This window comes from Pseudomonas sp. nanlin1 (assembly GCF_045571515.1).
GTDB lineage: Bacteria > Pseudomonadota > Gammaproteobacteria > Pseudomonadales > Pseudomonadaceae > Aquipseudomonas.
The window spans coordinates 4,747,020-4,772,084 of sequence record NZ_CP124218.1; the positions used below are offsets into that span (position 1 = coordinate 4,747,020).

At 61.3% G+C, this 25,065-nt stretch carries 23 protein-coding genes; 13 read left to right on the plus strand and 10 right to left on the minus strand.

Annotation, left to right across the window (positions count from 1 at the left end; genetic code table 11):
* Positions 1 to 16 precede the first annotated feature (16 nt).
* Both amn and QCL65_RS21970 read right to left on the minus strand, forming a co-directional pair.
* Positions 17 to 1,489 carry an AMP nucleosidase gene (gene amn, locus QCL65_RS21965; protein ID WP_407312553.1) on the minus strand — a complete coding sequence of 491 codons (1,473 nt, stop codon included), beginning with the start codon at positions 1,487 to 1,489 and terminating at the stop codon, positions 17 to 19.
* A gap of 86 nt (positions 1,490 to 1,575) precedes the next feature.
* Positions 1,576 to 3,963: a 7TM diverse intracellular signaling domain-containing protein gene (locus QCL65_RS21970; protein ID WP_407312555.1), complete on the minus strand. Its 2,388-nt coding sequence runs from the start codon at positions 3,961 to 3,963 to the stop codon at positions 1,576 to 1,578.
* A gap of 257 nt (positions 3,964 to 4,220) precedes the next feature.
* On the opposite strand from QCL65_RS21970, the gene QCL65_RS21975 reads away from it, so the two are divergent.
* From QCL65_RS21975 to QCL65_RS21990, 4 genes are all read left to right on the plus strand, one after another.
* Entirely contained in the window at positions 4,221 to 5,018 is a 798-nt protein-coding gene (locus QCL65_RS21975) for a hydroxymethylpyrimidine/phosphomethylpyrimidine kinase (RefSeq protein ID WP_407312557.1), read from the plus strand.
* Between the two features lie 22 nt (positions 5,019 to 5,040).
* Positions 5,041 to 5,667 (plus strand): thiamine phosphate synthase, encoded by a 627-nt coding sequence (gene thiE / locus QCL65_RS21980; RefSeq protein ID WP_407312559.1) that lies wholly within the window; start codon positions 5,041 to 5,043, stop codon positions 5,665 to 5,667.
* Between the two features lie 17 nt (positions 5,668 to 5,684).
* Entirely contained in the window at positions 5,685 to 6,965 is a 1,281-nt protein-coding gene (gene hemL, locus QCL65_RS21985) for a glutamate-1-semialdehyde 2,1-aminomutase (RefSeq protein WP_407312561.1), read from the plus strand.
* A 180-nt stretch (positions 6,966 to 7,145) separates the two neighbouring features.
* Positions 7,146 to 7,694, plus strand: a complete 549-nt coding sequence (locus QCL65_RS21990; RefSeq protein WP_407312563.1) for a tetratricopeptide repeat protein — start codon at positions 7,146 to 7,148, stop codon at positions 7,692 to 7,694.
* A 3-nt stretch (positions 7,695 to 7,697) separates the two neighbouring features.
* On the opposite strand, the gene QCL65_RS21995 is transcribed toward QCL65_RS21990, so the two are convergent.
* Positions 7,698 to 8,024, minus strand: a complete 327-nt coding sequence (locus QCL65_RS21995) for a DUF1820 family protein (protein ID WP_407312565.1) — start codon at positions 8,022 to 8,024, stop codon at positions 7,698 to 7,700.
* A 132-nt stretch (positions 8,025 to 8,156) separates the two neighbouring features.
* On the opposite strand from QCL65_RS21995, the gene miaB reads away from it, so the two are divergent.
* The 5 genes from miaB to lnt all read left to right on the plus strand — a co-directional run bounded on the left by miaB (position 8,157) and on the right by lnt (position 13,444).
* Positions 8,157 to 9,482: a tRNA (N6-isopentenyl adenosine(37)-C2)-methylthiotransferase MiaB gene (gene miaB / locus QCL65_RS22000; protein ID WP_407312567.1), complete on the plus strand. Its 1,326-nt coding sequence runs from the start codon at positions 8,157 to 8,159 to the stop codon at positions 9,480 to 9,482.
* A 101-nt stretch (positions 9,483 to 9,583) separates the two neighbouring features.
* A complete protein-coding gene (locus QCL65_RS22005) occupies positions 9,584 to 10,573 on the plus strand; it encodes a PhoH family protein (RefSeq protein WP_407312569.1) in 990 nt (329 codons plus the stop codon).
* Complete coding sequence (gene ybeY / locus QCL65_RS22010) at positions 10,566 to 11,060, plus strand: rRNA maturation RNase YbeY (protein WP_407312571.1); 495 nt, start codon at positions 10,566 to 10,568, stop codon at positions 11,058 to 11,060. Before QCL65_RS22005 ends, ybeY begins: the two co-directional genes overlap by 8 nt.
* Positions 11,061 to 11,065: 5 nt before the next feature.
* Positions 11,066 to 11,905 carry an HlyC/CorC family transporter gene (locus QCL65_RS22015; RefSeq protein ID WP_407312573.1) on the plus strand — a complete coding sequence of 280 codons (840 nt, stop codon included), beginning with the start codon at positions 11,066 to 11,068 and terminating at the stop codon, positions 11,903 to 11,905.
* A gap of 21 nt (positions 11,906 to 11,926) precedes the next feature.
* Positions 11,927 to 13,444: an apolipoprotein N-acyltransferase gene (gene lnt, locus QCL65_RS22020; protein ID WP_407312575.1), complete on the plus strand. Its 1,518-nt coding sequence runs from the start codon at positions 11,927 to 11,929 to the stop codon at positions 13,442 to 13,444.
* Positions 13,445 to 13,473: 29 nt separating this feature from the next.
* On the opposite strand, the gene QCL65_RS22025 is transcribed toward lnt, so the two are convergent.
* On the minus strand, positions 13,474 to 14,238 hold the full coding sequence (locus QCL65_RS22025; RefSeq protein WP_407312577.1) for a YdcF family protein: 765 nt from the start codon (positions 14,236 to 14,238) through the stop codon (positions 13,474 to 13,476).
* A gap of 89 nt (positions 14,239 to 14,327) precedes the next feature.
* Positions 14,328 to 14,645 (minus strand): hypothetical protein, encoded by a 318-nt coding sequence (locus tag QCL65_RS22030; RefSeq protein ID WP_407312579.1) that lies wholly within the window; start codon positions 14,643 to 14,645, stop codon positions 14,328 to 14,330.
* A 224-nt stretch (positions 14,646 to 14,869) separates the two neighbouring features.
* Here QCL65_RS22030 and leuS point away from each other — a divergent pair, with 224 nt between their 5' ends.
* The 4 genes from leuS to QCL65_RS22050 all read left to right on the plus strand — a co-directional run bounded on the left by leuS (position 14,870) and on the right by QCL65_RS22050 (position 20,644).
* The gene (gene leuS / locus QCL65_RS22035) at positions 14,870 to 17,476 is read left to right on the plus strand and encodes a leucine--tRNA ligase (RefSeq protein ID WP_407312581.1); all 2,607 of its coding nucleotides are present in this window, start codon (positions 14,870 to 14,872) and stop codon (positions 17,474 to 17,476) included.
* A gap of 78 nt (positions 17,477 to 17,554) precedes the next feature.
* Positions 17,555 to 18,160, plus strand: a complete 606-nt coding sequence (lptE, locus tag QCL65_RS22040) for an LPS assembly lipoprotein LptE (RefSeq protein WP_407312583.1) — start codon at positions 17,555 to 17,557, stop codon at positions 18,158 to 18,160.
* Positions 18,161 to 18,198: 38 nt separating this feature from the next.
* Entirely contained in the window at positions 18,199 to 19,236 is a 1,038-nt protein-coding gene (gene holA / locus QCL65_RS22045; protein ID WP_407312585.1) for a DNA polymerase III subunit delta, read from the plus strand.
* 91 nt (positions 19,237 to 19,327) lie between these two features.
* On the plus strand, positions 19,328 to 20,644 hold the full coding sequence (locus QCL65_RS22050; RefSeq protein ID WP_407312587.1) for a lytic murein transglycosylase: 1,317 nt from the start codon (positions 19,328 to 19,330) through the stop codon (positions 20,642 to 20,644).
* A 97-nt stretch (positions 20,645 to 20,741) separates the two neighbouring features.
* Here the strand turns inward: QCL65_RS22050 and QCL65_RS22055 are convergent, their stop codons facing one another.
* The 5 genes from QCL65_RS22055 to QCL65_RS22075 form a co-directional block, all read right to left on the minus strand.
* The gene (locus tag QCL65_RS22055; RefSeq protein ID WP_407312589.1) at positions 20,742 to 21,695 is read right to left on the minus strand and encodes an LD-carboxypeptidase; all 954 of its coding nucleotides are present in this window, start codon (positions 21,693 to 21,695) and stop codon (positions 20,742 to 20,744) included.
* A gap of 132 nt (positions 21,696 to 21,827) precedes the next feature.
* Complete coding sequence (gene lipA, locus QCL65_RS22060) at positions 21,828 to 22,859, minus strand: lipoyl synthase (protein ID WP_407312591.1); 1,032 nt, start codon at positions 22,857 to 22,859, stop codon at positions 21,828 to 21,830.
* Between the two features lies 1 nt (position 22,860).
* Positions 22,861 to 23,508 (minus strand): lipoyl(octanoyl) transferase LipB, encoded by a 648-nt coding sequence (gene lipB / locus QCL65_RS22065; protein ID WP_407312593.1) that lies wholly within the window; start codon positions 23,506 to 23,508, stop codon positions 22,861 to 22,863.
* The gene (locus QCL65_RS22070; RefSeq protein WP_407312595.1) at positions 23,508 to 23,783 is read right to left on the minus strand and encodes a DUF493 domain-containing protein; all 276 of its coding nucleotides are present in this window, start codon (positions 23,781 to 23,783) and stop codon (positions 23,508 to 23,510) included. The genes lipB and QCL65_RS22070 overlap by 1 nt, the downstream gene beginning before the upstream one ends.
* A gap of 77 nt (positions 23,784 to 23,860) precedes the next feature.
* On the minus strand, positions 23,861 to 25,021 hold the full coding sequence (locus QCL65_RS22075; protein WP_407312597.1) for a D-alanyl-D-alanine carboxypeptidase family protein: 1,161 nt from the start codon (positions 25,019 to 25,021) through the stop codon (positions 23,861 to 23,863).
* Between the last annotated feature and the right edge of the window lie 44 nt (positions 25,022 to 25,065).

The window sequence follows — 25,065 nt, forward strand, 5'->3', positions numbered from 1 at the left end:
CGGTTTTCATCGGCACCTAGCGGAACGGCGGTTCATCGAAGCTGCGCAGCTTGCGTGAGTGCAGCGCATGCAACTGCGTGCGCAACAGGTCGAGCGCAGCGATGCCGATGTTCAAGTGCTGGCTGACCGCGCGGTTGTAGAACGCATTGGCCGAGCCAGGCAATTTGATTTCCGAGTGCAGAGGTTTGTCCGACACGCAGAGCAAGGTGCCGTACGGCACGCGCAAACGGTAGCCTTGCGCAGCGATGGTGCCACTTTCCATGTCAACCGCGACGGCTCGCGACAGGTTGATCAATGGCCGTTCCTGAGCCCAGCGCAGCTCCCAGTTACGGTCGTCATAGGTCAGCACGGTGCCGGTGCGCAGGCGCTTTTTCAAGTCGTCGCCACGCTCGCCCGTGACTTGGGCGGCAGCTTCTTGCAAGGCCATCTGCACTTCCGCCAGGGCTGGAATCGGGATGTTCGGCGGCAGCACGCGGTCGAGAATACCGTCCTGGCGCATATAGGCGTGGGCCAGCACGTAGTCACCGATGGTCTGGGACTGGCGCAGGCCGCCACAGTGGCCAATCATCAACCAGCAATGGGGGCGCAGTACGGCCAGGTGGTCGGTGATGTTCTTCGCGTTCGAAGGCCCGACCCCGATGTTGACCAGGGTCACACCGTCGCCGTCGGCGGCGATCAGGTGGTAGGCGGGCATCTGATAGCGGTGCCATACCACACTGGCCACCAGGGCTTGCGCCTCACCGTTGTCCATGTGCTTTTCGATGATCACGTTGCCCGGCATCACCAGACGTACGAAGCGCGGGTCATTCTGCAGCTGTTCCAGGCCATGGGCGACAAACTGGTCGACATAGCGGTGGTAGTTAGTGAGCAGAATCCACGGCTGTACGTGGCGCCAGTCGCTGCCGGTGTAGTGGATCAGGCGGCGCAGCGAGAAGTCCACCCGCGCGGCGTCGAACAAGGCCAGCGGCAGCGGGTCGGCGGTGGCCCAGTCGTAGAGGCCGTCGGCGATGCCGTCGGTGGCGGCAGATAGGTCGGTGCTGGGGAACACCCGAGCCAGGGCCGCGGCGGTAACGCCGGTGCCGGCCAGCTCATCGCCTTGGTCGACGACATAGGGGTAAGGGATGTTCTGCTGGCTGACGCCCACTTCAATGACCACCGAGAAGTCCCGCATCAACGGGCGCAGTTGGTCGAGCAGATAGCTGCGAAAAGCGGCGGGCTGGGTGACGGTGACCGAGTAAGTGCCAGGCAGTTGGACCTTGGCGTAAGCGCGCGTGGTGGCGGGCACTTCACCGCTGTAGCGGTAGGTCAAGCGCAGCTCTGGGTAGCGAAAACCGGCACGCTGTTGGGCGTCGGGTTCACTGCGGTCCTTGAGGTAACGCTTGAGCGCCTGGCTCAGTGACTGGGTGGCGCGCTCATGCAGTTCGGCGAGCCGGTCGACGGCTTGCTCGGCGGTTTCTACAACTACGAAGGCATCGGCTGTGCTGGTCAAAGTGGATATCCTGGCTGATCTTGCAGGCGTCTATCTTGCCTGTAATGCCCAGCAAAGGCACGTTTGCAATTGCCTGGCAGCGCGCTTCAGACGCTCTCACCCTCGGCCAACAGCATCCCATGCAGAACGTTTTGCAACTCGTCGAAACGCACCGGCCCCACCAGGCATTTGGTGGCCCCGGCTTTATGGCAGCGCTCGCGCTCACACACTGATTGAGCGCTCACCACCACCAACACCGGCAACTGCACGCAGCCGGGCAGTTCGCGCAGGTTGCGGCAGGTGGCAAAGGCATCGGACAAGGGTAGCTGGCCGTCGAGCAGCACTGCGTCGAAGCGCTCGCGGCGCATCAGGTCAAGGGCGGCCAGGCCATCGTCGGTGGTGCGTACGCGGTAACCCAGCTTGAGCAACATGCCGCGTACCACCAGTTGATGGATGGAGTTGTCGTCGACCAGCAACACCGTGCAGTCCTGGGCACCCCGACGGGTTCCGAAGGTCTTGCCACCTGCGGCGAAGCCTTTGAGGGGGTGAGTATCCAGGGCCCCGAGGCGCACATTGAGCTCAAAGGTGCTGCCCCGTCCAGGCTCCGACTGGTGGCGCAGATCGCCCCCCAGCAACTCAGCCAACTGCCGGCAAATCGCCAGGCCGATGCCCAGGCCACCGTACTCCCGGGTCATCGAACCGTCGACCTGATAAAAGCGCTGGTACAGGGTTTCTTCGTCCAAACCGCCAAAGCCGATGCCGCTGTCGCGCACGGTGAAGCGCAGCTCAAAGCTGTCATCGCTGCCGGGCTGGCCGTCGACCTGGACCGTCACCGCGCCCTGGCGGGTGAATTTGATGCCGTTATCGATCAAGCAGCCCAAGCACAGGGCAAGCTTCTTGGCGTCACCCTGGAGCTTCTCCGGCAGCCCGGCACCGCGCTGCACGCTGAAGGCCAAGCCCTTGGCCCGCGCTTGGGCGGCGAATTGCAGCTGCATGCTGTCGAGCAAGCCCTGCAGGCTGAAGGGTTCGTAACGCGGGTAAAGCTTGCCGGCCTGCAGCTCGGTGAGGACCAAAATGTCATCGACCATGCGCATCATGTCCCGCGCGGAGCCTGATGCGGTCTGCTGGTATTGCGCCAGTTCGGCTTCCATCGGCACGGTCTGCATGAGCTCCAGCGAGCCGATCACACCGTTCATAGGCGTACGCAATTCGTGGGTCACGGTGGCCAGGAACTCGTCTTTCAAGCGGTTGCTACTGGCTAGCTGCTGGTTGAGCACTTCCAGCTTTTGCCCAGCCTCCAGCAGGGTCCGCGCCTGTTGCTCGCGCATGGTATTGATGCGGTCGGCCAGGGCCAGCGACAGCAGCCCCACTTCCAGCGCCGAGCCCAACTGGCTGGCGTACATGGTGATAAACACATTGGGCAGGTAACCGAGCACCATCAGGGTATTGACGATGCCGCCGATGAGAAACGCCGACCAGGCGATGATGAAGTAGCGTGCCAGGCGCAACCCGCGCCACCAAGCCATGATGCCAGCGCTGAAGATCACCACGGTGAACGCCAGGGCCAGGGCCGTGGCCAGGCGCAGCGCCAGGCCATAGCTGCTGGTCAGCGCGAGCACCATGACCGCCACGCCACAGGCCATCAGCGCCATCAACAGGCGGTCCATCGAGCGGCTGTGCTGGGCGGTCTGGAGGAAGCTGCGGGAAAATTGACAGCCAAAGAACGCCGCCGCGCCAATCAGGAACGGCGTGGCCGCGTTGGCCCACCAAGGGTTGTCGGGCCAGAAAAACTCCACGCCAGCGCCGTTCACCGAGACCTGATAAAGGCCGAACGAGGCGATATACAAGATGTAGTACAGGTAGCTGGTGTCACGCACGCTCAGGTAGATGAAGGTGTTGTACACCAGCATCCCCAAGAGTACGCCGTAGATCAGGCCCAATACATAAAGACGCGCAGGTTGGGCCTCCAGGTACGCCGTGCTAGACCACAGAGTCAGAGGTGCCTGGATCGAACCTTCACTTTGCAGGCGCAAGTAGACCGTACGTGGCTCGCCCGGCGGCAGCGGAATCTCGAATACGTAGTTGTTCTGCGCGATCTGCCGGCTGGAATAGGGCAAGGCGTCGCCAGTTTTCTGCGCCAGGGCCCAACGGCCTTGTGCGTCGGGCAGGTACAGTTCGACGTCATCCATGGGCGGATAGGCCAGCTCCAGCAACCAGTTACGTGGTGCACTGAAGCCGCGCGGGACATAGCGCAGGTCGACCTTCAACCAAAACGCCGAGGTGGAATAGCCCGCGTTGAGCACGTCTTTGCGGTTCGGCTGAAAATAATCCGCCAGCGCGCCGCCAGTCACTTGGTCAATGGTGGCGTTGCCCTGGGTGTCCTCAAAGACCTGCATGACTCGGCCAAGGGGGAGGTTTCGGGTGGAGTCGTCGAAATCGATCGCGCCAGCCAGCAGTGGTAGCCAGCCTAATAGAAGAATCAGCAAATAGCGCATACAGCCCCAACAAAGCCTGAACAGACACATCGGGAAGCCCCCTTTCCCTTTGAGACGATGGTCCGCAGCATCTGGATATCAGTGTTTTTCCACTTTAGCATAGCTAACAGGAAGCCGTTCCCCGTAATGGCACAAATGCTCCATCGCCCCTGAAAGCGTTCCGGGCTATGGCCTGTGGCGAACTAGGGCAAGGTTCTGGTGCCCCCTTGCGGTTTCCACGGGAACAATCCCCAAGACCCGTGATAAACTCGCGCTCCATGAATATCTATAGCTCGCGACCCGTTGTCCTTTGCCTTTCCGGCCACGACCCCAGTGGCGGCGCGGGCTTACAGGCAGACATCGAAGCCCTCCTCGCGCAGGGCTGCCATGCCGCGCCGACCATCACCGCCTTGACCGTACAAGACACGGTGAACGTCAGTGCCTTCCGAGTGCTTGACCGCGAGTGGATTCTCGCCCAAGCCAACGCAGTACTGGCCGACTCAACTGTGGCAGCGGTGAAGCTGGGCATGTTGGGCTCCACCGAAATGGTCGACACGGTGGTCGAGCTGCTTCAGGCCCACCCTCATTTGCCGCTGGTCTGCGACCCGGTATTACGCGCTGGGGGCGGGGGCAGCCTGGGCCGCGACGACGTCGGCTATGCCATGCGCGAACGGCTGCTGCCGCTCGCGACCATCGCTACGCCGAATTTGCCGGAAGCGCGCATTTTGGCCGAGCTGCCCGATGGCACAGCCGACGAATGCGCCGCCAAACTCTTGCCCTATTGCGCGAACCTGTTGATCACAGGCGGCCATGGCGAAGAGCAGCAAGTGCATAACCGCCTGTACCGGCGCGATGGCAGCCAGCAAACCTACACCTGCCAACGCCTGCCCGGCAGCTACCATGGCTCGGGTTGCACCCTGGCCAGCGCCCTGGCTGGCCGCCTGGCCCACGGCGAACACCTGACCAGCGCCGTACGTACGGCCCTCGACTACACCTGGCGAACCCTGCGTGACGCCGAACAGCTAGGCCGCGGGCAATACGTACCCCGCCGCCTGCCGCTGGATTTCTGCTCGTAACGCCACGCCGGAGGGCTTCCCTATGAAACTACGTGGCTTATATGCCATTACCGACAGCCAGTTGCTTGCCGGTAAATTCCTCGCTTATGTCCAAGCCGCCCTCGACGGCGGCGTCACCTTGCTGCAATACCGCGACAAGAGCGACGACCAAGCGCGCCGCTTGCGCGAGGCCGACACCCTGCTCAAGCTTTGCCAGCGCTATCAGACCCGCCTGATCATCAATGACGATGCAGAACTGGCCGCGCGCCTTGGCGTCGGCGTGCACTTGGGTCAGGGCGATGGCCCGCTGACACCGGCCCGCACGTTGCTGGGGCGCCAAGCCATTATTGGCGCCACCTGCCATGCTCGGCTCGACCTGGCCCAACAGGCGGCCAAAGAAGGCGCCAGTTATGTCGCTTTCGGCCGCTTCTTCAATTCCACGACCAAACCCGGCGCCCCCGCCGCGGGCCTGGAGCTGCTCAGCGAAGCTCGCGCTCAGCTCAAGCTGCCTATTGCGGTGATTGGCGGCATCACCCTGGAGAACGCCGAGCCACTGGTGAGCCACGGGGCCAATTTGCTGGCAGTGGTCCATGGCCTGTTCGGTGCCCCCACCCCGCAGGAAGTGACCCGCCGCGCCCGCGCTTTTAATGCGCTGTTCGAATCCGCCTGATTTTCAGAGAGTCCATTATGTCCCGCTCCGAAGACCTGTTCGCCCTCGCTCAAAAACACATCCCTGGCGGTGTCAATTCACCCGTGCGCGCCTTTAAAAGCGTTGGCGGTACGCCGTTGTTCTTCAAGCATGCGGCCGGCGCCTATGTGACCGACGAAGACGACAAGCGCTATGTCGATTACGTCGGTTCGTGGGGCCCAATGATTCTTGGGCACAGCCACCCCGAGGTGATCGATGCGGTGCGCCAGCAGTTGGAACATGGCCTCTCCTACGGTGCCCCCACCGCCATGGAAACAGACATGGCCGACCTGGTATGCGCGATCGTGCCCTCCATGGAAATGGTGCGCATGGTCAGCTCCGGCACCGAAGCCACCATGAGCGCGATCCGCCTGGCACGCGGTTTTACCGGCCGCGATAGCATTATCAAGTTCGAAGGCTGCTACCACGGCCACTCGGACAGCCTGCTGGTCAAGGCAGGTTCCGGCGCGCTGACCCTTGGGGTGCCCAGCTCCCCCGGTGTGCCTGCCGCCTTCGCCAAACATACCCTGACCCTGCCGTTCAACGACCTGGCGGCCGTCGAGCAGACACTCGCCGAGGTCGGCAGCGAAGTGGCCTGCATCATCGTCGAGCCGGTAGCGGGCAATATGAACTGCGTACCACCGGCGCCCGGCTTTCTCGAAGGCCTGCGCAGTGTTTGCGATAAGCACGGCGTGGTACTGATTTTCGACGAAGTGATGACCGGCTTTCGCGTCGCCTTGGGTGGCGCCCAGGCCCACTACGGGGTGACCCCGGACCTGAGTACGTTCGGCAAAATCATTGGTGGCGGCATGCCGGTAGGCTGCTTTGGCGGCAAGCGCGAAATCATGTCGCACATTGCTCCGCTTGGCCCGGTTTACCAGGCCGGTACCCTGTCAGGCAACCCATTGGCCATGGCCGCCGGGCTGACCACCCTGAAGCTGATCAGCCGCCCGGGCTTCCATGCCGAACTCAGCGACTACACCGCCCGCCTGCTCGATGGCCTGCAACAACGGGCTGATGCGGCCAAGATCCCATTCGTGACCACCCAGGCCGGGGGCATGTTCGGCCTGTACTTCAGCGGCGCTGACGAGATCGTCACGTTCGAAGATGTCATGAGTAGCGATGCGCAACGCTTCAAGCGCTTCTTCCACCTGATGCTCGACGGCGGCGTGTACCTGGCGCCCAGTGCATTCGAAGCGGGCTTCACTTCAATCGCCCATGGCGAGGCTGAATTGAAGATCACCCTGGATGCCGCCGAAAAAGCCTTCGCAGCGCTTTAACTGGAAAATAGACAAGGCCAGTAGTCTGCTGCTGGCCTTCGCTATAAACACAATAAGCCCCCTCTAAGCAGAAAAACGAGTAAAGACTTTGTAAGGTAGGCCCTGCTTATTTCATAATGCCGTTCTAGTCCGTTTTTCAGGCCGGGTTCGCCCGCCTTCTGCTGAGGTAAGTCGATTTCCATGAACCGCACCGGCTGCGCCCTTGCCCTGGGCTGCCTGTTGCTCCTTCAGCCGCTGCTGGCAACGGCAGGCGGTAACTCGTTGCTGATTCCAGCTGCGGGTCGCTGCACCCTGAATACTCAGCCAGAGAACCTGCCCCAAGCCCTCTCGAACTGCCAACAGGCGGCCCAATCGGGTGACGCCCAGGCGCAGTACGAACTCGGCCAGTTTTATTACGAAGGCAAAAATACGCCGCGCGAACTCGACAAAGCCCTGGACTACTTCGAGCAGGCCTCACTGCAAGGGCACGCCGACGCGCAATACCACTTAGGCATGATGTTCTTTAAAGGCGAAGGGGTACCGGCCAATAATGTGCAGGCCTATGTGGTCTTGAAGATGGCCGCGGTCAATGGCGCCGAAGATGCTCTGGACACCGCCGACCAGGTCTCCGCGCAGATGCGCCGGGATGAACTGGAAGTGGCCACCCAAGTGTTGGGCCAGATCTTTCGCAAGTACCTGCTGGAGTTGCAAACGGCCGACGGCCGCTCACCTTTCTCGCCCCTGCCGTAAGGGTTACTTGTCAGGCATCGGCATGGGGAACGGCATGACGTTGCTCATGCCCTTGGCCTCACTAATCTTCGGCGTGCCCAGGCGTTCGACTTCATCGATGCGCACGATCGAATGCATCGGCACGAAACTGCGCACTACCCCCTCGAACTGAGCCTTGAGTTTTTCTTCGCTAGGGTCGACCACCACTTGGGTGCGCTCGCCGAACACGAACTCTTCGACCTCTAGAAAGCCCCACAGATCGCTTTGGTAGATCTGCTTGGCATACATTTCGAATACCTGGCCTTGATTGAGGAAAATCACTTTGTAGATTGGGGCTTCGCGTTTGGTCATCTTAGGCGGGCAACACTGAGGGGTGTGTGAGAAAGGGCGCAAACTATAGCATAGCCACCCGACAGGCAATGCTAGGAACATGACGTCTGCGCCCTTATAATGCTCGGTTCTGCGAATCACTTGATGAAACCCATGGCCAAGAAGCTTTACATCGAAACCCACGGTTGCCAGATGAACGAGTACGACAGCTCGCGCATGGTCGACCTGCTGGGTGAACATCAAGCCCTGGAAGTCACGGCGCGCGCCGAAGACGCCGACGTCATCCTGCTCAATACCTGCTCGATCCGTGAGCGAGCGCAGGACCGCGTGTACTCTCAGCTTGGCCGCTGGCGCGAACTGAAGCTCGATAAGCCCGAACTGGTCATCGCCGTGGGCGGTTGCGTGGCGAGCCAGGAAGGTGAAGCGATTCGCCTGCGCGCGCCCTACGTCGACGTGGTATTCGGCCCGCAAACCCTGCACCGCCTGCCAGAAATGATCGACGCCGCACGCACCACGCGCCTGCCCCAGGTCGATATCTCATTTCCCGAGATCGAAAAATTCGACCACCTGCCAGAGCCTCGCATCGACGGGCCCACCGCTTATGTATCGATCATGGAAGGCTGCAGCAAATACTGCACTTTTTGTGTGGTGCCCTATACCCGCGGCGAAGAAGTCAGCCGTCCGTTCGATGACGTGCTGGCAGAAATCATCCACCTGGCCGAAAACGGTGTGCGCGAAGTCACCCTGCTGGGGCAGAACGTCAATGGCTATCGGGGCCGCACCCACGATGACCGCCTGGCCGACCTGGCCGAGCTGATCCACGTGGTCGCCGAGGTCGATGGCATCGAACGAATTCGCTACACCACTTCTCACCCCCTGGAGTTTTCCGAAAGCCTGATTCGCGCCCATGCCGAGGTGCCCAAGCTGGTCAAGCACCTGCATTTACCCGTGCAGTCGGGCTCTGACCGCGTGCTGGCGGCAATGAAGCGCAACCATACCGTGCTCGAGTATAAGTCCAAGCTGCGCAAACTGCGGGCGGCCGTGCCAGGCATCTGCATCAGCTCCGACTTCATCGTGGGCTTCCCAGGGGAAACCGAGAAAGACTTCGAACAAACGATGAAACTGGTCACCGACGTCGGTTTCGATTTTTCCTATTCGTTCGTCTATAGCCAGCGCCCCGGCACGCCGGCGGCCGACTTGCTCGACGAAACCCCAGAGGCCCTGAAAAAACAACGCCTGGAGCGCCTTCAGCACCAATTGAACCAACAGGGCTTTGAAATCAGTCGGCAAATGGTCGGCACGACCCAGCGCATTTTGGTCACCGACTACTCCCGTAAAGATCCGGGCCAGTTGCAGGGGCGCACCGAAAACAACCGCATCGTCAACTTCAGCTGTGACGACCCGCGCCTGATCGGCCAGTTCGTCGACATCCATATCGCCGAAGCGCGGCCCCACTCTCTGCGTGGTCAACTCTTGTAAGACCGTTTGCCCATCATTCACTTGCTGGGCCCTTTCGCCCCCGCCTCGCCGGGGTTATCCTTGGGTCCAACTCAATTGCCGTCGGGCGGCCATAAACGACCTTGAACGCAACCATAGAACCCCATCGCTTCACCCTCGAGCCCTTCGAAGCTCGCCGCTTCGCCAACCTGTGCGGGCAGTTCGACGAGCATCTGCGCTTGATCGAGCAACGCCTGGAAATCGAGATCCGCAACCGCGGTAATCAGTTCGAACTGCTTGGCGACCCTCAACACACCCAGTCCGCTGAAAACCTACTGCGCCGGCTCTACCGGGAAACCAAGGGCAGCGAGTTGTCGCCAGACACCGTGCATCTGTTTCTCCAAGAGTCAGCCATCGAAGAACTGGACAACCCCGCCGCTGGCGAGGTCCCCGTGGCCCTGCGCACGCGCAAAGGCATGATCAAGCCGCGCGGGCTGAACCAGCAGCGGTACGTCAAGGAAATCCTCGGCAACGACATCAACTTCGGCATCGGCCCAGCCGGTACAGGCAAAACGTACCTGGCCGTGGCTTGTGCAGTCGATGCGCTGGAGCGTGAACAGGTACGGCGCATTTTGCTGGTGCGTCCGGCCGTCGAAGCGGGCGAAAAACTGGGTTTCCTACCAGGCGATCTGGCCCAGAAAATCGACCCGTACTTGCGCCCGCTGTATGACGCGCTGTACGAAATGCTCGGTTTCGAGCATGTCGCCAAGCTGATCGAACGCCAAGTGATCGAAATCGCTCCACTGGCCTATATGCGTGGGCGCACGCTGAACAACAGCTTCATCATTCTCGACGAGAGCCAGAACACCACAGTCGAGCAGATGAAAATGTTCCTGACCCGTATCGGTTTTGGCTCCACGGCCGTGATCACCGGGGACATCACCCAGGTCGACCTGCCCAAGGGCACCAAGTCCGGCCTGGCCCACGTCACCGAAGTGCTCAAAGACGTACCGGGTATCAGCTTCACCCACTTCAAGCCCAAAGACGTGGTCCGCCACCCCTTGGTGCAGCGCATCGTAGAAGCCTACGAGCGTTTCGAGAATCGCCCCGAGGACAAGCCCGGCAATGCTTGAACTCGACCTGCAACGGGCCAGCCAAGCGCAGGGGCCTAGCGATGAGGCCTTTCGCCGCTGGTGCGAGCTGGCCCTGCGCCAGCGCGCAGCTGATTCGGAAATGACTATCCGCTTAGTGGATGAAACTGAAGCGCGCGAACTGAATCACACCTATCGTCACAAGGACTACGCCACCAACGTGTTGTCTTTTCCGGCCGACGTGCCAGACGACATGCTCGACATTCCGCTACTGGGCGACCTGGTGATCTGCAGCCAGGTGGTCGCGCGCGAAGCGCTCGAGCAAGGCAAGGCACTGGAAGCGCACTGGGCGCACTTGGTGATTCACGGCTGTCTGCATCTGCTTGGTTACGACCACATCGACGATGAAGAAGCCGATGAAATGGAAGCACTGGAACGAGAGTTGCTTGCTGAATTGGGCTATCCGGACCCTTATGCCGACGATGACGTCGACACTCCCATCAAAGATATTTGCAAGGACCACGAGTAAGCGCCATGAGCGAAGACCGATCGAGCAACGGGCAAAAGTCCTGGCTGGGTAAGCTCACCCAAGCTTTTGCCCATGAGCCGAAGAACCGCCAGGAACTCCTGGAGCTGCTACGCGAAGCCCACCAGAACAAACTGCTGGACAGCGAAGCCCTGACCATCGTTGAAGGCGCGATTCAGGTCGCCGACCTGCAAGTGCGTGACATCATGGTGCCCCGCTCCCAGGTCATCAGCATCAAGTCGAGCCAAACCCCTCGCGAATTCCTCCCCGCCGTGATCGACGCCGCGCACTCGCGCTTCCCGGTGGTGGGCGAGAGCCACGACGACATCATCGGCGTGCTACTGGCCAAAGACCTGCTCCCGTGGATCCTCAAAGACTGCGACGACAGCTTCAACCTGCGCGACTTGCTGCGTCCGGCCACGTTCGTGCCTGAATCCAAGCGCCTGAACGTGCTGCTGCGCGAGTTTCGCGCCAATCACAACCATATGGCCATCGTCATCGACGAATACGGCGGCGTGGCTGGCCTGGTCACCATCGAAGATGTTCTGGAGCAAATCGTCGGCGACATCGAAGACGAACACGACGTCGAAGAGGACAGCTACATCAAGCCGTTGCCCAGCGGCGACTTCCTGATCAAGGCACTGACCCCGATCGAGAACTTCAACGAGTTCTTCGACAGCGAATTTTCCGATGACGAATTCGACACCGTGGGCGGCCTGGTCATGAGTGCATTCGGGCACCTGCCCAAGCGCAACGAGACTACGGAAATAGGCGCTTACCGCTTCCGCATTCTCAACGCCGACAGCCGCCGGATACACTTGCTGCGCCTGACCCCCATCTCCCGCTAAGGCTCCACGCTAAGGATCATGATGCACTGGATCACCCGCCCCGGCTGGCCCGGCAACCTGCTAGCCGTGGTGGCCGGTGGCCTCACCACGCTTGCGCTGGCGCCTTTCGATATCTGGCCCATCGCCTTATTAGCGTTGGCGATCGCCTATCTGGGGTTGCGCGAGCTCAGCCCACGCCAAGCCCTGCTGCGGGGCTGGTGCTTCGGCTTTGGCTTGTTCGGGGCAGGCACCAGCTGGATCTACGTCAGCATTCATACTTACGGTGGCGCTTCAGTCTTGCTTGCAGGGCTGTTGATGCTGGCGTTTATTGCGGCCATCGCCTGGTTTTTCGCTTTGCCCGCTTGGCTATGGGCACGCTGGCTGCGCCGCAATGAAGCGCCGCTGGCCGATGCCCTTGGCTTTGCCGCATTGTGGGTCGCTCAAGAGGCTTTCCGCGGTTGGTTCCTGACCGGTTTCCCGTGGCTGTATTCCGGCTATAGCCAGCTCAACGGGCCACTGGCGGGCCTGGCACCCCTGGGCGGGGTGTGGCTGGTGTCGTTCGCCTTGGCATTGACGGCCGCTCTGGCCTGCAACCTCCATCGCTTGCGGCAGCGGCCCCTGTTTCTCGGCTTGGGCGCGCTGCTGTTGGCCGCGCCCTGGGTGGTCAGCCTGGCCCTCAAGGGCCATGCCTGGACTCAACCAGCTGGGGAACCCCTTAGCGTCGCCGCCCTGCAAGGCAATATCGAACAAAGCATGAAATGGGACCCGGCCAAACTGAACGATCAGTTAGCCTTGTACCGCGACATGAGCTTTACCGCCAAACGCACCGACCTGATCGTCTGGCCTGAAACGGCCGTGCCGGTGCTGCTGGATTCGGCCAAAGGCTACCTAGACGTCATGGGTCGCTTTGCGGCAGATCGGCAATCAGCGCTGATCACCGGCGTGCCGATTCGCCAGTTGGTACGCGGTGAGAAACGCTATTACAACGGCATTACCGTCACCGGCGAAGGCGACGGTATTTACTTGAAACAAAAGCTGGTGCCATTTGGCGAGTACGTGCCTTTGCAAGATGTACTGCGCGGGCTGATCGCGTTCTTCGACCTGCCAATGTCCGACTTCGCTCGCGGCCCCGCCGACCAGGCACTGCTGCAAGCCAAGGGCTATCAGATTGCCCCCTATATCTGCTATGAGGTGGTGTATCCGGAGTTTGCAGCGGGGTTGGCTGCGCAAAGCGACCTGCTGCTGACCATCAGTAACGACACCTGGTTCGGCACCTCCATCGGCCCCCTGCAACACTTGCAAATGGCCCAGATGCGCGCGTTAGAGGCCGGGCGCTGGATGATTCGCGCCACCAACAACGGCGTCACGGGGCTGATCGACCCCCAGGGCCAGATCACGGCGCGGATTCCCCAGTTCGAGCGCGGCATTCTGTACGGTGAAGTGGTGCCCATGCAGGGGCTGACACCCTACCTGCAATGGCGCTCGTGGCCGCTGATCATTCTGTGCGCGCTGGTGTTCGGCTGGGCACTGCTGGCCAGCCGGATCGCTAAGACGGTGTAACGCCGTTCGAGGGGCACGGCCCCTCGAACCTAGCGATAGAAAAGCTTGTAACCGATCAAACCCACGGCTTCGTTGAGCAACTGCCCATTGCGCTCGAACGCCCGACTCTCGGGGAGCCACCCACCCAGCGGTTGACCACCGTCGGTGCTACGAAAACCTACTGGCGCGCTGACCACGGTCAGCCCCGCCTGCTCGAAACTCCAGCGTGCGCGCTGCATGTGCCACGCCTGGGTCACCAAGACCACCCGCTCTACGCCCTGCGCCTTTAATAATTGCGCACTGAACTGCGCGTTTTCCCAGGTGGTGCGGCTAAGGCCTTCTTGCCAACGGGCAGTGACGCCAAAATCATCTTGCAAGGACGCCGCCATGATCGCCGCCTCACTGGGCGGTGCGCCGTAATGCAAGCCACCGGAGGTCATCACTGGCAGGCCAGATGCTTTGGCCAAGCGCGCCCCATAGCGCACCCGCTCCAGCGCCAGGCCAGTGGACTGATCGCTGCCGCCCCAGGCGGGGTCCGCACGCTCGCGGCCTGCGCCGATGATGACAATCACTTGAGCCTGTTCGGCGAGCGTCGGCCAGCGGGCCATGTTCAGAGCCGGCTCCGTTTCCAGTTGCCGCGCGGCAAACTCCACCACCGCCGGCAAGCTCATCATCCATAAACCGCCTAAGCCTAGGGTAAAGCACAGGGTGGCCAGCCGTGGTCGCGAGCGGCGTAACCACCAGGCGGCAAGCAATAAGAGAAAAAACAGGCCAGGGGGCAGCAGGCATTGCTTGATTATGTAACGAAAGCTCATCGGGCATCTCCGCAGGGAGCCCGCAGCCTATAGAGAAAAGGCGCCTGCCGGCAATACGGCAAGCGCCCCTGGCACTGCGCTAACCCCATTCAGCGCAGTGGCTGCTGGTAGAACACCGGGCCCGATTTGCGCGCGCCCTTGCGTTCGCCCTGGTCCTTGATCCAGATGACGTTGTCGGCGTGGCGTGGGCCTGGCACGTCGGCCACTACCGCGGGCAGTGGGAAAGACGCCAAATAGGCGTTGATCAGCGCATACTCGGCGCTACTGAGCCCCCGCAATTCCAACTCCACAGGGGCTTCATCGCGCAAGCGCGAAGCGGTCCTGGCGACATCCAGGGCCAACCCCAGCCGGTCGATCAAGCGCTCATACAACTCCGGATTCATTGCTTCAAGCTGCGACTCTAGCATCCGCTCACCTCGTTGGAAGATAAAACAGACTCCCCAGTCATCAGCTTAGCGGCAACCGCAAAATCAACCCGAAACTGCGACCAACGGCCAAGCCGGTGCAATCAAGGTTTCCCTCTGCCAAGGGGGGTCATGTATGCTACGGCGTTTATGATATTGACACGTTGTCGCCAGGCCCAAAGCTGTAGCCTGAACAAGGTCACCCCACTTCCTAGCGCAAAGTAGCCATGCACGAACTCTATACGCCCCGTGAAATAGAAGCCGCCGCCCAATCCTTCTGGGACGAGCAAAAGTCCTTTGAAGTCAGTGAACAACCCGGCAAAGATACGTACTACTGCCTGTCGATGTTCCCCTACCCCAGCGGCAAGCTGCACATGGGGCACGTGCGCAACTACACCATCGGCGACGTGATCGCCCGCTACCAGCGCATGCAAGGCAAAAACGTCTTGCAACCGATGGGTTGGGACGCCTTCGGCATGCCGGCGGAAAACGCCGCGATGAAAAACAACGTCGCACCGGCCAAGTGGACGTACGAAAACATCGCCTACATGAAGACCCAGCTCAAGAGCCTGGGCCTGGCCATCGATTGGTCACGGGAAGTCACCACCTGCAAGCCGGATTACTACCGTTGGGAACAATGGCTGTTCACCCGCCTGTTCGAAAAAGGGGTGATCTACCGTAAAAACGGCACAGTCAACTGGGACCCGATCGACCAGACAGTCCTGGCTAACGAGCAGGTCATCGACGGCCGCGGCTGGCGCTCCGGCGCGCTGATCGAAAAACGCGAAATCCCGATGTACTACTTCAAGATCACGGCCTACGCCGATGAGCTGCTGGAGAGCCTCGACGAGTTGCCAGGCTGGCCTGAACAGGTCAAGACCATGCAGCGCAACTGGATCGGTAAGTCCCGTGGCATGGAGGTGCAGTTCCCCTACCACCAGGCTTCGATTGGCGAAGCTGGGGCGTTGAAGGTCTTCACCACCCGCCCAGACACCCTGATGGGCGCGACCTATGTCGCAGTCGCCGCCGAGCATCCGCTGGCCACCCTGGCGGCGCAGAACAACCCTGAATTGCAAGCGTTCATCCACGAATGCAAAAGCGGCAGCGTCGCTGAAGCCGATGTCGCGACCCAGGAAAAGAAAGGCCTGCCGACCGGCCTGTTCGTCGAGCACCCGCTGACCGGCGAAACACTGCCAGTGTGGGTCGCCAATTATGTATTGATGCACTATGGCGACGGCGCTGTCATGGCAGTGCCCGCCCATGACGAGCGGGATTTCGAGTTCGCCAGCAAATACGACCTGCCGATCAAAGCGGTGGTGCGCACCAGCGCGGGGGATACGACCCCAGCCCCGTGGCAGGCCGCTTATAACGAACACGGTACTCTGATCAACTCGGGCGAGTTCGACGGCCTGGACTTCCAGGCTGGCTTCGACGCCATCGAAGCTGCCCTGCTGAAGAAAAACCTCGGTCAGTCCCGCACCCAGTTCCGCCTGCGCGACTGGGGTATCAGCCGCCAGCGTTATTGGGGCTGCCCGATCCCGATCGTGCACTGTGACGCCTGTGGCGATGTGCCCGTGCCCGAAGACCAGCTCCCGGTCGTGCTGCCGGAAGATGTCGTGCCCGACGGCGCCGGCTCGCCGTTGGCGCGCATGCCAGCGTTCTACGAGTGCCAGTGCCCCACCTGCGGGCAGCCTGCGAAGCGGGAAACCGACACCATGGACACCTTCGTCGAGTCGTCCTGGTATTTCGCCCGCTATGCCTCGCCTCACTATGAAGGCGGCATGGTCGACCCAGCGGCGGCCAACCATTGGCTGCCGGTGGACCAATACATCGGCGGTATCGAGCACGCCATCCTGCACCTGCTGTATGCCCGCTTCTTCCATAAATTGATGCGTGACGAAGGTTTGGTCAGCTCCAATGAGCCGTTCAAGAACCTGCTCACCCAGGGCATGGTCATCGCCGAAACCTACTACCGCCTTGAAGCCAATGGCAGCAAGACCTGGTTCAACCCTGCGGATGTAGAACTGGTACGCGACAGCAAGGCCAAGATCATTGGCGCCACACTGACCAGCGACGGCCTGCCGGTGGAAATCGGTGGCACCGAAAAAATGGCCAAGTCAAAGAACAACGGGGTCGACCCGCAGTCCATGATCGACCAATACGGCGCTGACACCTGCCGCTTGTTCATGATGTTCGCTTCTCCGCCGGACATGAGCCTGGAATGGTCAGACTCCGGCGTTGAAGGCTCGCATCGGTTCCTCAAGCGCGTTTGGCGCCTGGCCCAAGCCCACGTGGCCTCGGGCGACGCCGGCCCGCTGGAGGTCGCCGCGCTAGACGACGCACAGAAAACCATCCGTCGCGCTATCCACTTGGCTATCCGCCAGGCCAGCCAGGATGTGGGCCAGCACCACAAATTCAACACCGCCATCGCCCAAGTGATGACGTTGATGAACGTACTGGAAAAAGCCCCCCAAGCGACGCCACAAGACCGCGCATTACTGCATGAAGGCTTGGAAACCGTCACCTTGTTGCTGGCCCCGATCACCCCGCATATCAGCCATGAGCTGTGGCAGCAGCTGGGCCACGACACGCCGGTCATTGATGCGTCGTGGCCGGCAGTGGACGACAGCGCGCTGGTACAGGACAGCCTTCAACTGGTGATTCAGGTCAATGGCAAGCTGCGTGGGCAAATCGACATGCCTGCCAGCGCCAGCCGCGAAGAAATCGAAGCCGTCGCACGGCTCAATGAAAACGTGCTGCGTTTCACCGAGGGCCTGACGATCCGTAAGGTTATCGTCGTGCCGGGCAAATTGGTCAATATCGTCGCCAGCTGATCGAGCGGTAGCCTGCCCGGCCGGTTGCCGGGCTCCGTTCCAGAACATTGGCCCAGAAGGTTTCTAGGGAGCAACAAGATGATCAAACGCAATCTGCTGGTTATGGGGCTGGCCGTTCTGCTGAGCGCCTGCGGTTTTCAGCTGCGCGGTACCGGCACCAATCAAATGAGCATCACCGAGTTGGACGTCAGTGCGCGGGATGCCTACGGCGACACCGTCAAGCAACTGCGCAAGGCGCTGACCAACAGTGATGTCCGGGTTTACCAGGGCGCGCCTTACAAACTGGTGCTCACCCGTGAGGTCAGCAGCCAACGCACGGCCAGTTCCACCGGCTCGAGCCGCATTGCCGAGTACGAGCTGAGCACCGAACTGACCTATGAGATCCGTGGTGACCAAGACCGCGTGCTGCTCAGCGATGCGTTCGACATTCAACGCACTTATGCCCACGACGGCAGCAACTTGACGGGTTCGGATACCGAGTCCAAGCAGGTCAGTGCGGAAATGCGCCGCGAACTGGTCCAGCGCATGATGCTGCGCCTGGAGCAGATCACCCCGGCCCAATTAGAGGAGCTGCAGGCCAAAGCGGATGCCCGTGCCAAAGCTGAAGCCGATGCCGCAGAGGCCGCCCAGCGTGCCATGGAAGCACAGCCGCAGCAGTCGCCCATCCAGTTGCCTAGCCGGTAAACGGCAGGGGGCGCCGGTCAGGCGCCCTCTCTTTGACGATGAAGTTAGCCCCCGCCCAACTCAATAAGCACCTGCAAGGCGTCTTGGCCCCAGTTTATGTGGTCAGCGGCGACGATCCACTGCTGTGTCAGGAAGCGGCAGACGCCATACGCGGTGCCGCTCGCCAGCAAGGCTTTGACGAGCGCCAGGTATTCAGCGCCGACGCCAGCTTTGACTGGGGCACCCTGCTGCAGGCCGGCGCCAGCCTTTCGCTGTTTGCGCAAAAGCGTCTGCTGGAGTTGCGCCTGCCGTCCGGTAAGCCCGGCGACAAGGGTGCGGCCGCGCTCATGGAATATTGCGCACGCCCGGCCGAGGACACGCTGTTACTGGTGAGCCTGCCCAAGCTGGACGGCAGCGCACAGAAAACCAAGTGGGCCAAAGCCTTGATCGACGGCCAAGCCGTGCAGTTCATCCAGATATGGCCCGTGGACGCCGGGCAGCTACCGCAATGGATCCGCCAGCGCTTGTCGCAGGCGGGCCTGGCGGCTCAACAGGATGCGGTCGAGTTGATTGCTGCAAGGGTCGAGGGCAACCTACTGGCCGCCGCGCAGGAAATCGAAAAGCTCAAATTGCTCGCCGAGGATCACCAAGTCACCGTAGAGACCGTACAGGCGGCCGTGGCTGACAGCGCGCGTTTCGACGTATTCGGCTTGGTCGATGCTGTGCTCAATGGCCACGCCGCCCACGCTTTGCGCATGCTCGAGGGGCTGCGCGGCGAAGGCGTAGAGCCGCCCATCGTCCTTTGGGCGCTGGCGCGCGAGCTGCGCGTATTGGGTGGCCTGGCGCAACAGTACAGCCAAGGTGTGCCCTTGGACAAAGCCTTCAGCCTGGCCCGCCCACCGGTGTGGGACAAACGTAAGCCGCTGATGAGCAAAGCGTTACAACGTTATTCAGCGCAGCGCTGGGGGCAGTTACTGCAAGACGCCCAGCGCATCGATGCGCAGATCAAAGGGCAGGCTGCGGGCTCGCCCTGGACCAGCCTTTCGCGGCTTGCGTTACTGATGGCCGGGCAGCGCCTGGCGTTGCCGGTGGAGTAACGGCGCGCAGGACTTTTTCACCGGCCACAACCGCGAACAATCACAGGCATGATATGGTCCACTCCTGACCTGAAATGCTTGGACCTCCTGAATGTTTTCGTGCCGTTGTTCCCGCTGGCGGTTACGCCAGTTCGTCGTTGCCTCCAGCCTGATTTTTCTTGTCGCCTGCGCCCAAAAGCCGACTGCCGCCGATGCCCTGCCAATGCCGCCTACGCGCCCGGCACTGCCGGTGCCTATCGCCGTCGGCCCCATCGGCGTCGATACCCCGGTCCAGCCGACCCAATCGTTCGCCGAGTGGCAAGCCGGTTTCCGCCAGCAAGCCCTCCAGTCTGGGGTCCCCGCGGCCCTTTTCGACCGCGCATTCATGGGGGTCAGCCCGGACATGGCGGTGATCAAGGCCGACCGCAGCCAGCCGGAATTTTCCCGACCTGTGTGGGAATACCTGGACGGCGCAATTTCGCCCACCCGCGTGCACCGTGGCCAGGGCCTGCTCGGCCAGAACGCTGACACACTGCGGGACATCGAGGCGCGCTATGGCGTAGAGCCCAGGGTGTTGGTGGCGGTCTGGGGCATGGAGAGCAGCTTTGGCCAATTCCAAGGGGATAAATCGGTGATCCGCTCACTGGCCACCCTGGCCTACGAAGGCCGCCGCCCGGATTTCGCCCAGAGTCAGCTGTTAGCCGCCCTGCAGATTTTGCAAAACGGCGATATCCAGCCGGAGGCTATGTTGGGCTCTTGGGCCGGCGCCATGGGCCAGACCCAATTCATCCCAACCACCTATAACACCCACGCCGTAGACTTCGACGGCGATGGGCGGCGGGACATCTGGAACAGTTCCGCCGACGCCCTCGCCTCGACCGCGCACTATCTGCAAAGCTCCGGATGGAAGCATGGCCAACCTTGGGGGTTCGAGGTAAAGCTGGCCGAGGGGTTCGATTATGCCCTGGCTGATGGCACGCTGCGTAAGCCCGTGCGCGAATGGCTGCGTATGGGCATGACCTTGCCCGCCAGCGCGCCGGTGGCCAGCGACGTGCAGGAGCTGTCTGCGGCGCTGTTGCTGCCAGCCGGGCATCGCGGCCCGGCGTTTCTGGTGCTGGATAACTTCCGCGCCATTCTGAAGTACAACAATTCGTCGTCGTATGGATTGGGCGTTGGCCTACTGGCTGACCGTTTCGTCGGCGGTGGCTACATCAATGGCAGCTGGCCAAAAGATGAGCGGCCCTTGAGCCGCTCGGAGCGTATCGAGCTGCAGGCGCTGCTCAGCGCTCAGAATCACGATGCGGGCACGCCAGATGGCATCATTGGAGCTAACACCCGCAAGGCCATCCGTAGCGCCCAGCAGAGCCTGGGCTGGCCTGCGGACGGCTACCCGACGCAGAAGCTTTTGGAAAGTTTGCGTAGTCGTTAACAAGATCGGGGGCAAGCGGAACGCCGCCCGGCCCCCTCCTACACGCAGCCCGCGGCACGGCACGGTAAGAGGGGGCTTGCCCCCGATCTTTGCAAATTTAATTAGATGAGCAAACCACGTCCTGTTCCAAAGTGAGCCGCTGCTCACCGGCATCGAGCTTGACCATAGCGCCCAAAGGCAAACTAAGGTTGGGGTCACAGTGCCCACTGCGCCATCCCGCCAATACCGGAATGCGCAACGGCGCGAAGATATCCCGCAGCAGCGGCGCCATCTGCTCGACCGTAAGGCCGGCGAAATCACCCACCAACACCCCGCGCAAGCCCTCCAGCTTGCCTGCCAAGCGCAATTGAGTCAGCAGCCGGTCTACCCGGTACAGCGGCTCGTTGACGTCCTCAAGCACCAGGACACAGCCATCGGTATCGATTTCCCAGGGCGTACCCAGAGTGGCGCAGATCATCGTCAGGTTGCCACCTGTCAACCGACCACGGCATACCCCATGCTCGAGGGTGGTCAGGGGGTGGGCGACCGGGTGCGGCAGATCGTCCCCGGCACCGACTTGGCCCCTGAGCAAACGCAGAAGCGAGGCTTCGGTCGGGGGCTCTTTGTTTGCCAGTAAGTCGGCGTTGAGCAGGGGACCGTGGAAGGTGACAAAACCTGCGTAGCGCGCAATGGCCACGTGCAAGGCGGTGATGTCGCTATAACCTATGAACGGCTTGGGGTTCTCGCGCAGCAGGCCAAAATCCACCTGGTCAAGCAACCGTGGGGTGCCATAACCACCGCGCAGGCAGAGGATGGCGCTGATAGCGGGGTCCGCGAAAGCGGCGTGCAGGTCGCGCAGGCGTACGGCATCGCTGCCCGCCAGGTAGCCTTGTTTCTCGTGTACACCGGGGTAAATATGCAGGTGATAGCCGCGCTCACTGGCCCAACGGAGGGCGTGTTTCACATCGAGCGTGCCAGCACCGGCTGGGGCGATAACGGCGAGCGTTGCCTCGGGCTTGAGGCCGGGTACCACAGCGGCGTAACGGTCTTGAGTAGCGTCGGGGTGACTCATCCACGGTCCTCCTGGAATGGATACGCCGAGCACATTAGCGCCCTCGCCCTATAACGGACACGATTGTTTTGTTACCAGCCGTCTACCCCACCAATGCCGACGGCCTAAGCCGCCAGCACCGCTGCACAGCCGTTACAGCTTGATCTTGGCTTCGTGGGCTTGCTGGTCGGCATGGTAAGAAGAGCGCACTAAAGGCCCGGAGGCGACGTTCTTGAAGCCCATGCGCTTGCCCTCTTCGGCGAACCAGTCGAATACGTCCGGGTGCACGAAGCGCTGCACTGGCAAGTGGCTGCGTGATGGCTGCAGGTACTGGCCCAGGGTGAGCATATCGATGTTGTGCTCACGCATGCGCTGCATCACTTCGATGACTTCTTCATCGGTTTCACCCAGGCCCAGCATCAGGCCCGATTTGGTCGGGACGTGGGGAACCAGCTCCTTGAACTTTTGCAGCAGGGTCAGCGACCACTGGTAGTCCGAACCCGGCCGCGCCGCCTTGTAAAGGCGCGGCACGGTTTCCAGGTTATGGTTGAAGACATCCGGCGGCTCTTGGGCGGTAATCGCCAGCGCCACGTCCATGCGCCCACGGTAGTCGGGCACCAGGGTTTCCAACTGCACGCCTGGGGAGAGCTTGCGAATCTCGCGCAGGCAGTCGGCGAAGTGCTGAGCGCCACCGTCGCGCAGGTCATCACGGTCGACCGAGGTAATCACCACATACTTCAGACGCAGATCAGCGATAGCCACGGCCAGGTTCATGGGCTCATCGGCATCCAGCGCTTTCGGACGACCATGGCCAACGTCGCAAAACGGGCAACGGCGCGTGCAGATATCGCCCATGATCATGAACGTTGCCGTGCCGCCCGAGAAGCATTCGCCCAGGTTGGGGCAGGAGGCCTCTTCACAAACGCTGTGCAGTTTGTGTTTACGCAGTAATTGCTTGATACGGTCGACTTCCGGCGAAACCGGAATGCGTACCCGGATCCAGTCGGGTTTTTTCGGCAACTCTTCGGTCGGAATGATCTTCACCGGGATGCGCGCAACCTTCTCGGCACCGCGCAGCTTGACGCCGGCCTCGACCTTGGGGCGAGGCGTCGCCACTTTAGGCGTGTCTTCGCCGACAGTGCGGGTCGGGATGAGGGTTTGCACAGCTTCTGTTGCGGTAGTCATATCAGTCGATTCCGCCCTTGAGGGTCGTCTGCTCTGCATAGTCGAGGTGCCTGACAAGCTGCGTACGCAGCCGGGCGCTGACCTCGGCAAATTCAATCGGTGCGACATGATCGCACATCTGGGTCATGGCCAGGCCAGCATAACCACACGGATTTATCCGGGCAAACGGCCCGAGGTCCATCTGAACGTTCAGCGCCAGGCCGTGGAACGAACAGCCTCGGCGAATTCGCAGGCCGAGGGAGGCGATTTTCGCGCCCTGTACATACACACCCGGCGCATCAGCTTTGGCCGCCGCAACGATGCCGTAGCCAGCCAGCAGGTCGATCAGGCATTGTTCCATGCGACTGACCAATTCGCGCACACCAAAGCCCAGGCGCTTCACATCCAACAGCAGGTAAACCACCAGTTGGCCGGGGCCGTGGTATGTCACCTGCCCGCCGCGGTCCACCTTGACCACTGGGATATCCCCCGGCAGCAGCAAGTGTTCGGCCTTACCCGCCTGGCCCTGGGTGAACACCGGCGGGTGCTGCACCAGCCAGACTTCGTCGGGCGTGCTGGCATCGCGCTGGTCGGTGAACCGTTGCATCGCCTGCCAGACGGGCACATAGCCCTGCTCGCCGAGCTCGCGAAAGCCCAGGGTGCCCGGCATCAGAGCACCATGTGCACAGTGCCGGTGGCGCGCAGCTCACTGTTGATGTCGTACAGCTGTTCTTGGCCGGTGGCGACGATGTGCAACTGAATGGTGGTGTACTTACCATTGCTGCTCTGGCGCTCAGCCAACGTTTTGAGGTCGACCTCGGCGTGTTTTTGCACGATTTCGATCACTTTATCCTTGAACCCCACGCTGGTGTCGCCGATCACCTTGATCGGGTAGTCGGCGCAGGGAAACTTGATTTCGTGAGTTTTGGCGTCTGTTTCGATCATGGGGTAACGGCCTCGCAAGCCGTGAAAACAACAATGCTCCCGCCCTGTACCCGGGCGGGAGCATGCAGGTCACGATATCAGTTGAACAAGCCGTAGAAGAATAGACGAATGCTATCCCACACGCGGCGGAAGATACCACCTTCCTCAACGGCTTCGAGCGCGATGAGGTTAGCGCTGTGAACGACCTTGTCACCGTTCATGACGTCGACTTTACCAATGACGTCGCCCTGGGCAATCGGCGCGGTCAACTGGGGGGCCATGGTCATGGTCGCGGCCAGGTTCTTCAGTTGGCCTTTTGGCAAGGTCATGGTCAGGTCTTCAGCCAAACCGGCCTTGACTTGGCGCGCCTGCCCTTTCCATACCGCCGCCTGAGCCAGCTCGGTGCCCTTCTGATAGAAGGTCTGGGTTTCGAAGAAACGGAAACCGTAAGTCAGCAGCTTCTGAGTTTCGGCAGCGCGAGCCTGTTCGCTCGACGTACCGAATACCACAGCGATCAGGCGCATGCCGTCACGTACGGCCGACGACACCATGCAATAGCCGGCTTCTTCGGTGTGGCCGGTTTTCAAGCCATCGACCGTCTTGTCGCGCCACAGCAGCAGGTTACGGTTAGGTTGCTTGATGCCGTTCCAGAAGAACTCTTTCTGCGAGTAGATCGCGTAGTGAGCGGGGTCTTCGTGGATGATCGCCCGGGCCAGGGTCGCCATATCGTGGGCAGTCGAATAGTGCTCAGGGTTCGGCAGGCCAGTGGGGTTCATAAAGTGGGTATTGGTCATACCCAGTTTTTCTGAAGTTTTGTTCATCATGTCAGCGAAGCCGTCTTCGCTGCCGGCGATATGCTCGGCCAGGGCGACACTGGCGTCGTTACCCGACTGAATGATGATGCCATGCAGCAAGTCGCTGACCGACACTTGGGTGCCAACCTTGATGAACATCCGCGAACCACCGGTGCGCCAGGCGTTCTCGCTCACCGTGACCGGATCGTTTTCACCAATTTGGCCCCGGCGGATTTCCAGGGTGGCGATATAAGCGGTCATCAGTTTGGTCAGGCTGGCAGGAGGCAGGCGTTGGTCGCCATTGCTTTCGACCAGCACGTTGCCGCTGGAGGCCTCCATCAGCACATAGGACTTGGCCGCCAGTTGCGGTGGCGAAGGCATCATCTGCTCTGCCGCCCACGCGGTCGGAGCGATCATCAGCGGTACAAGCAAGCATAGGCGTTTGGCGAAGGTGGTGATGTTCATCCGTCTCTCGAAATTGCTAATGGGCACATGCCTTTTCGGCAAAG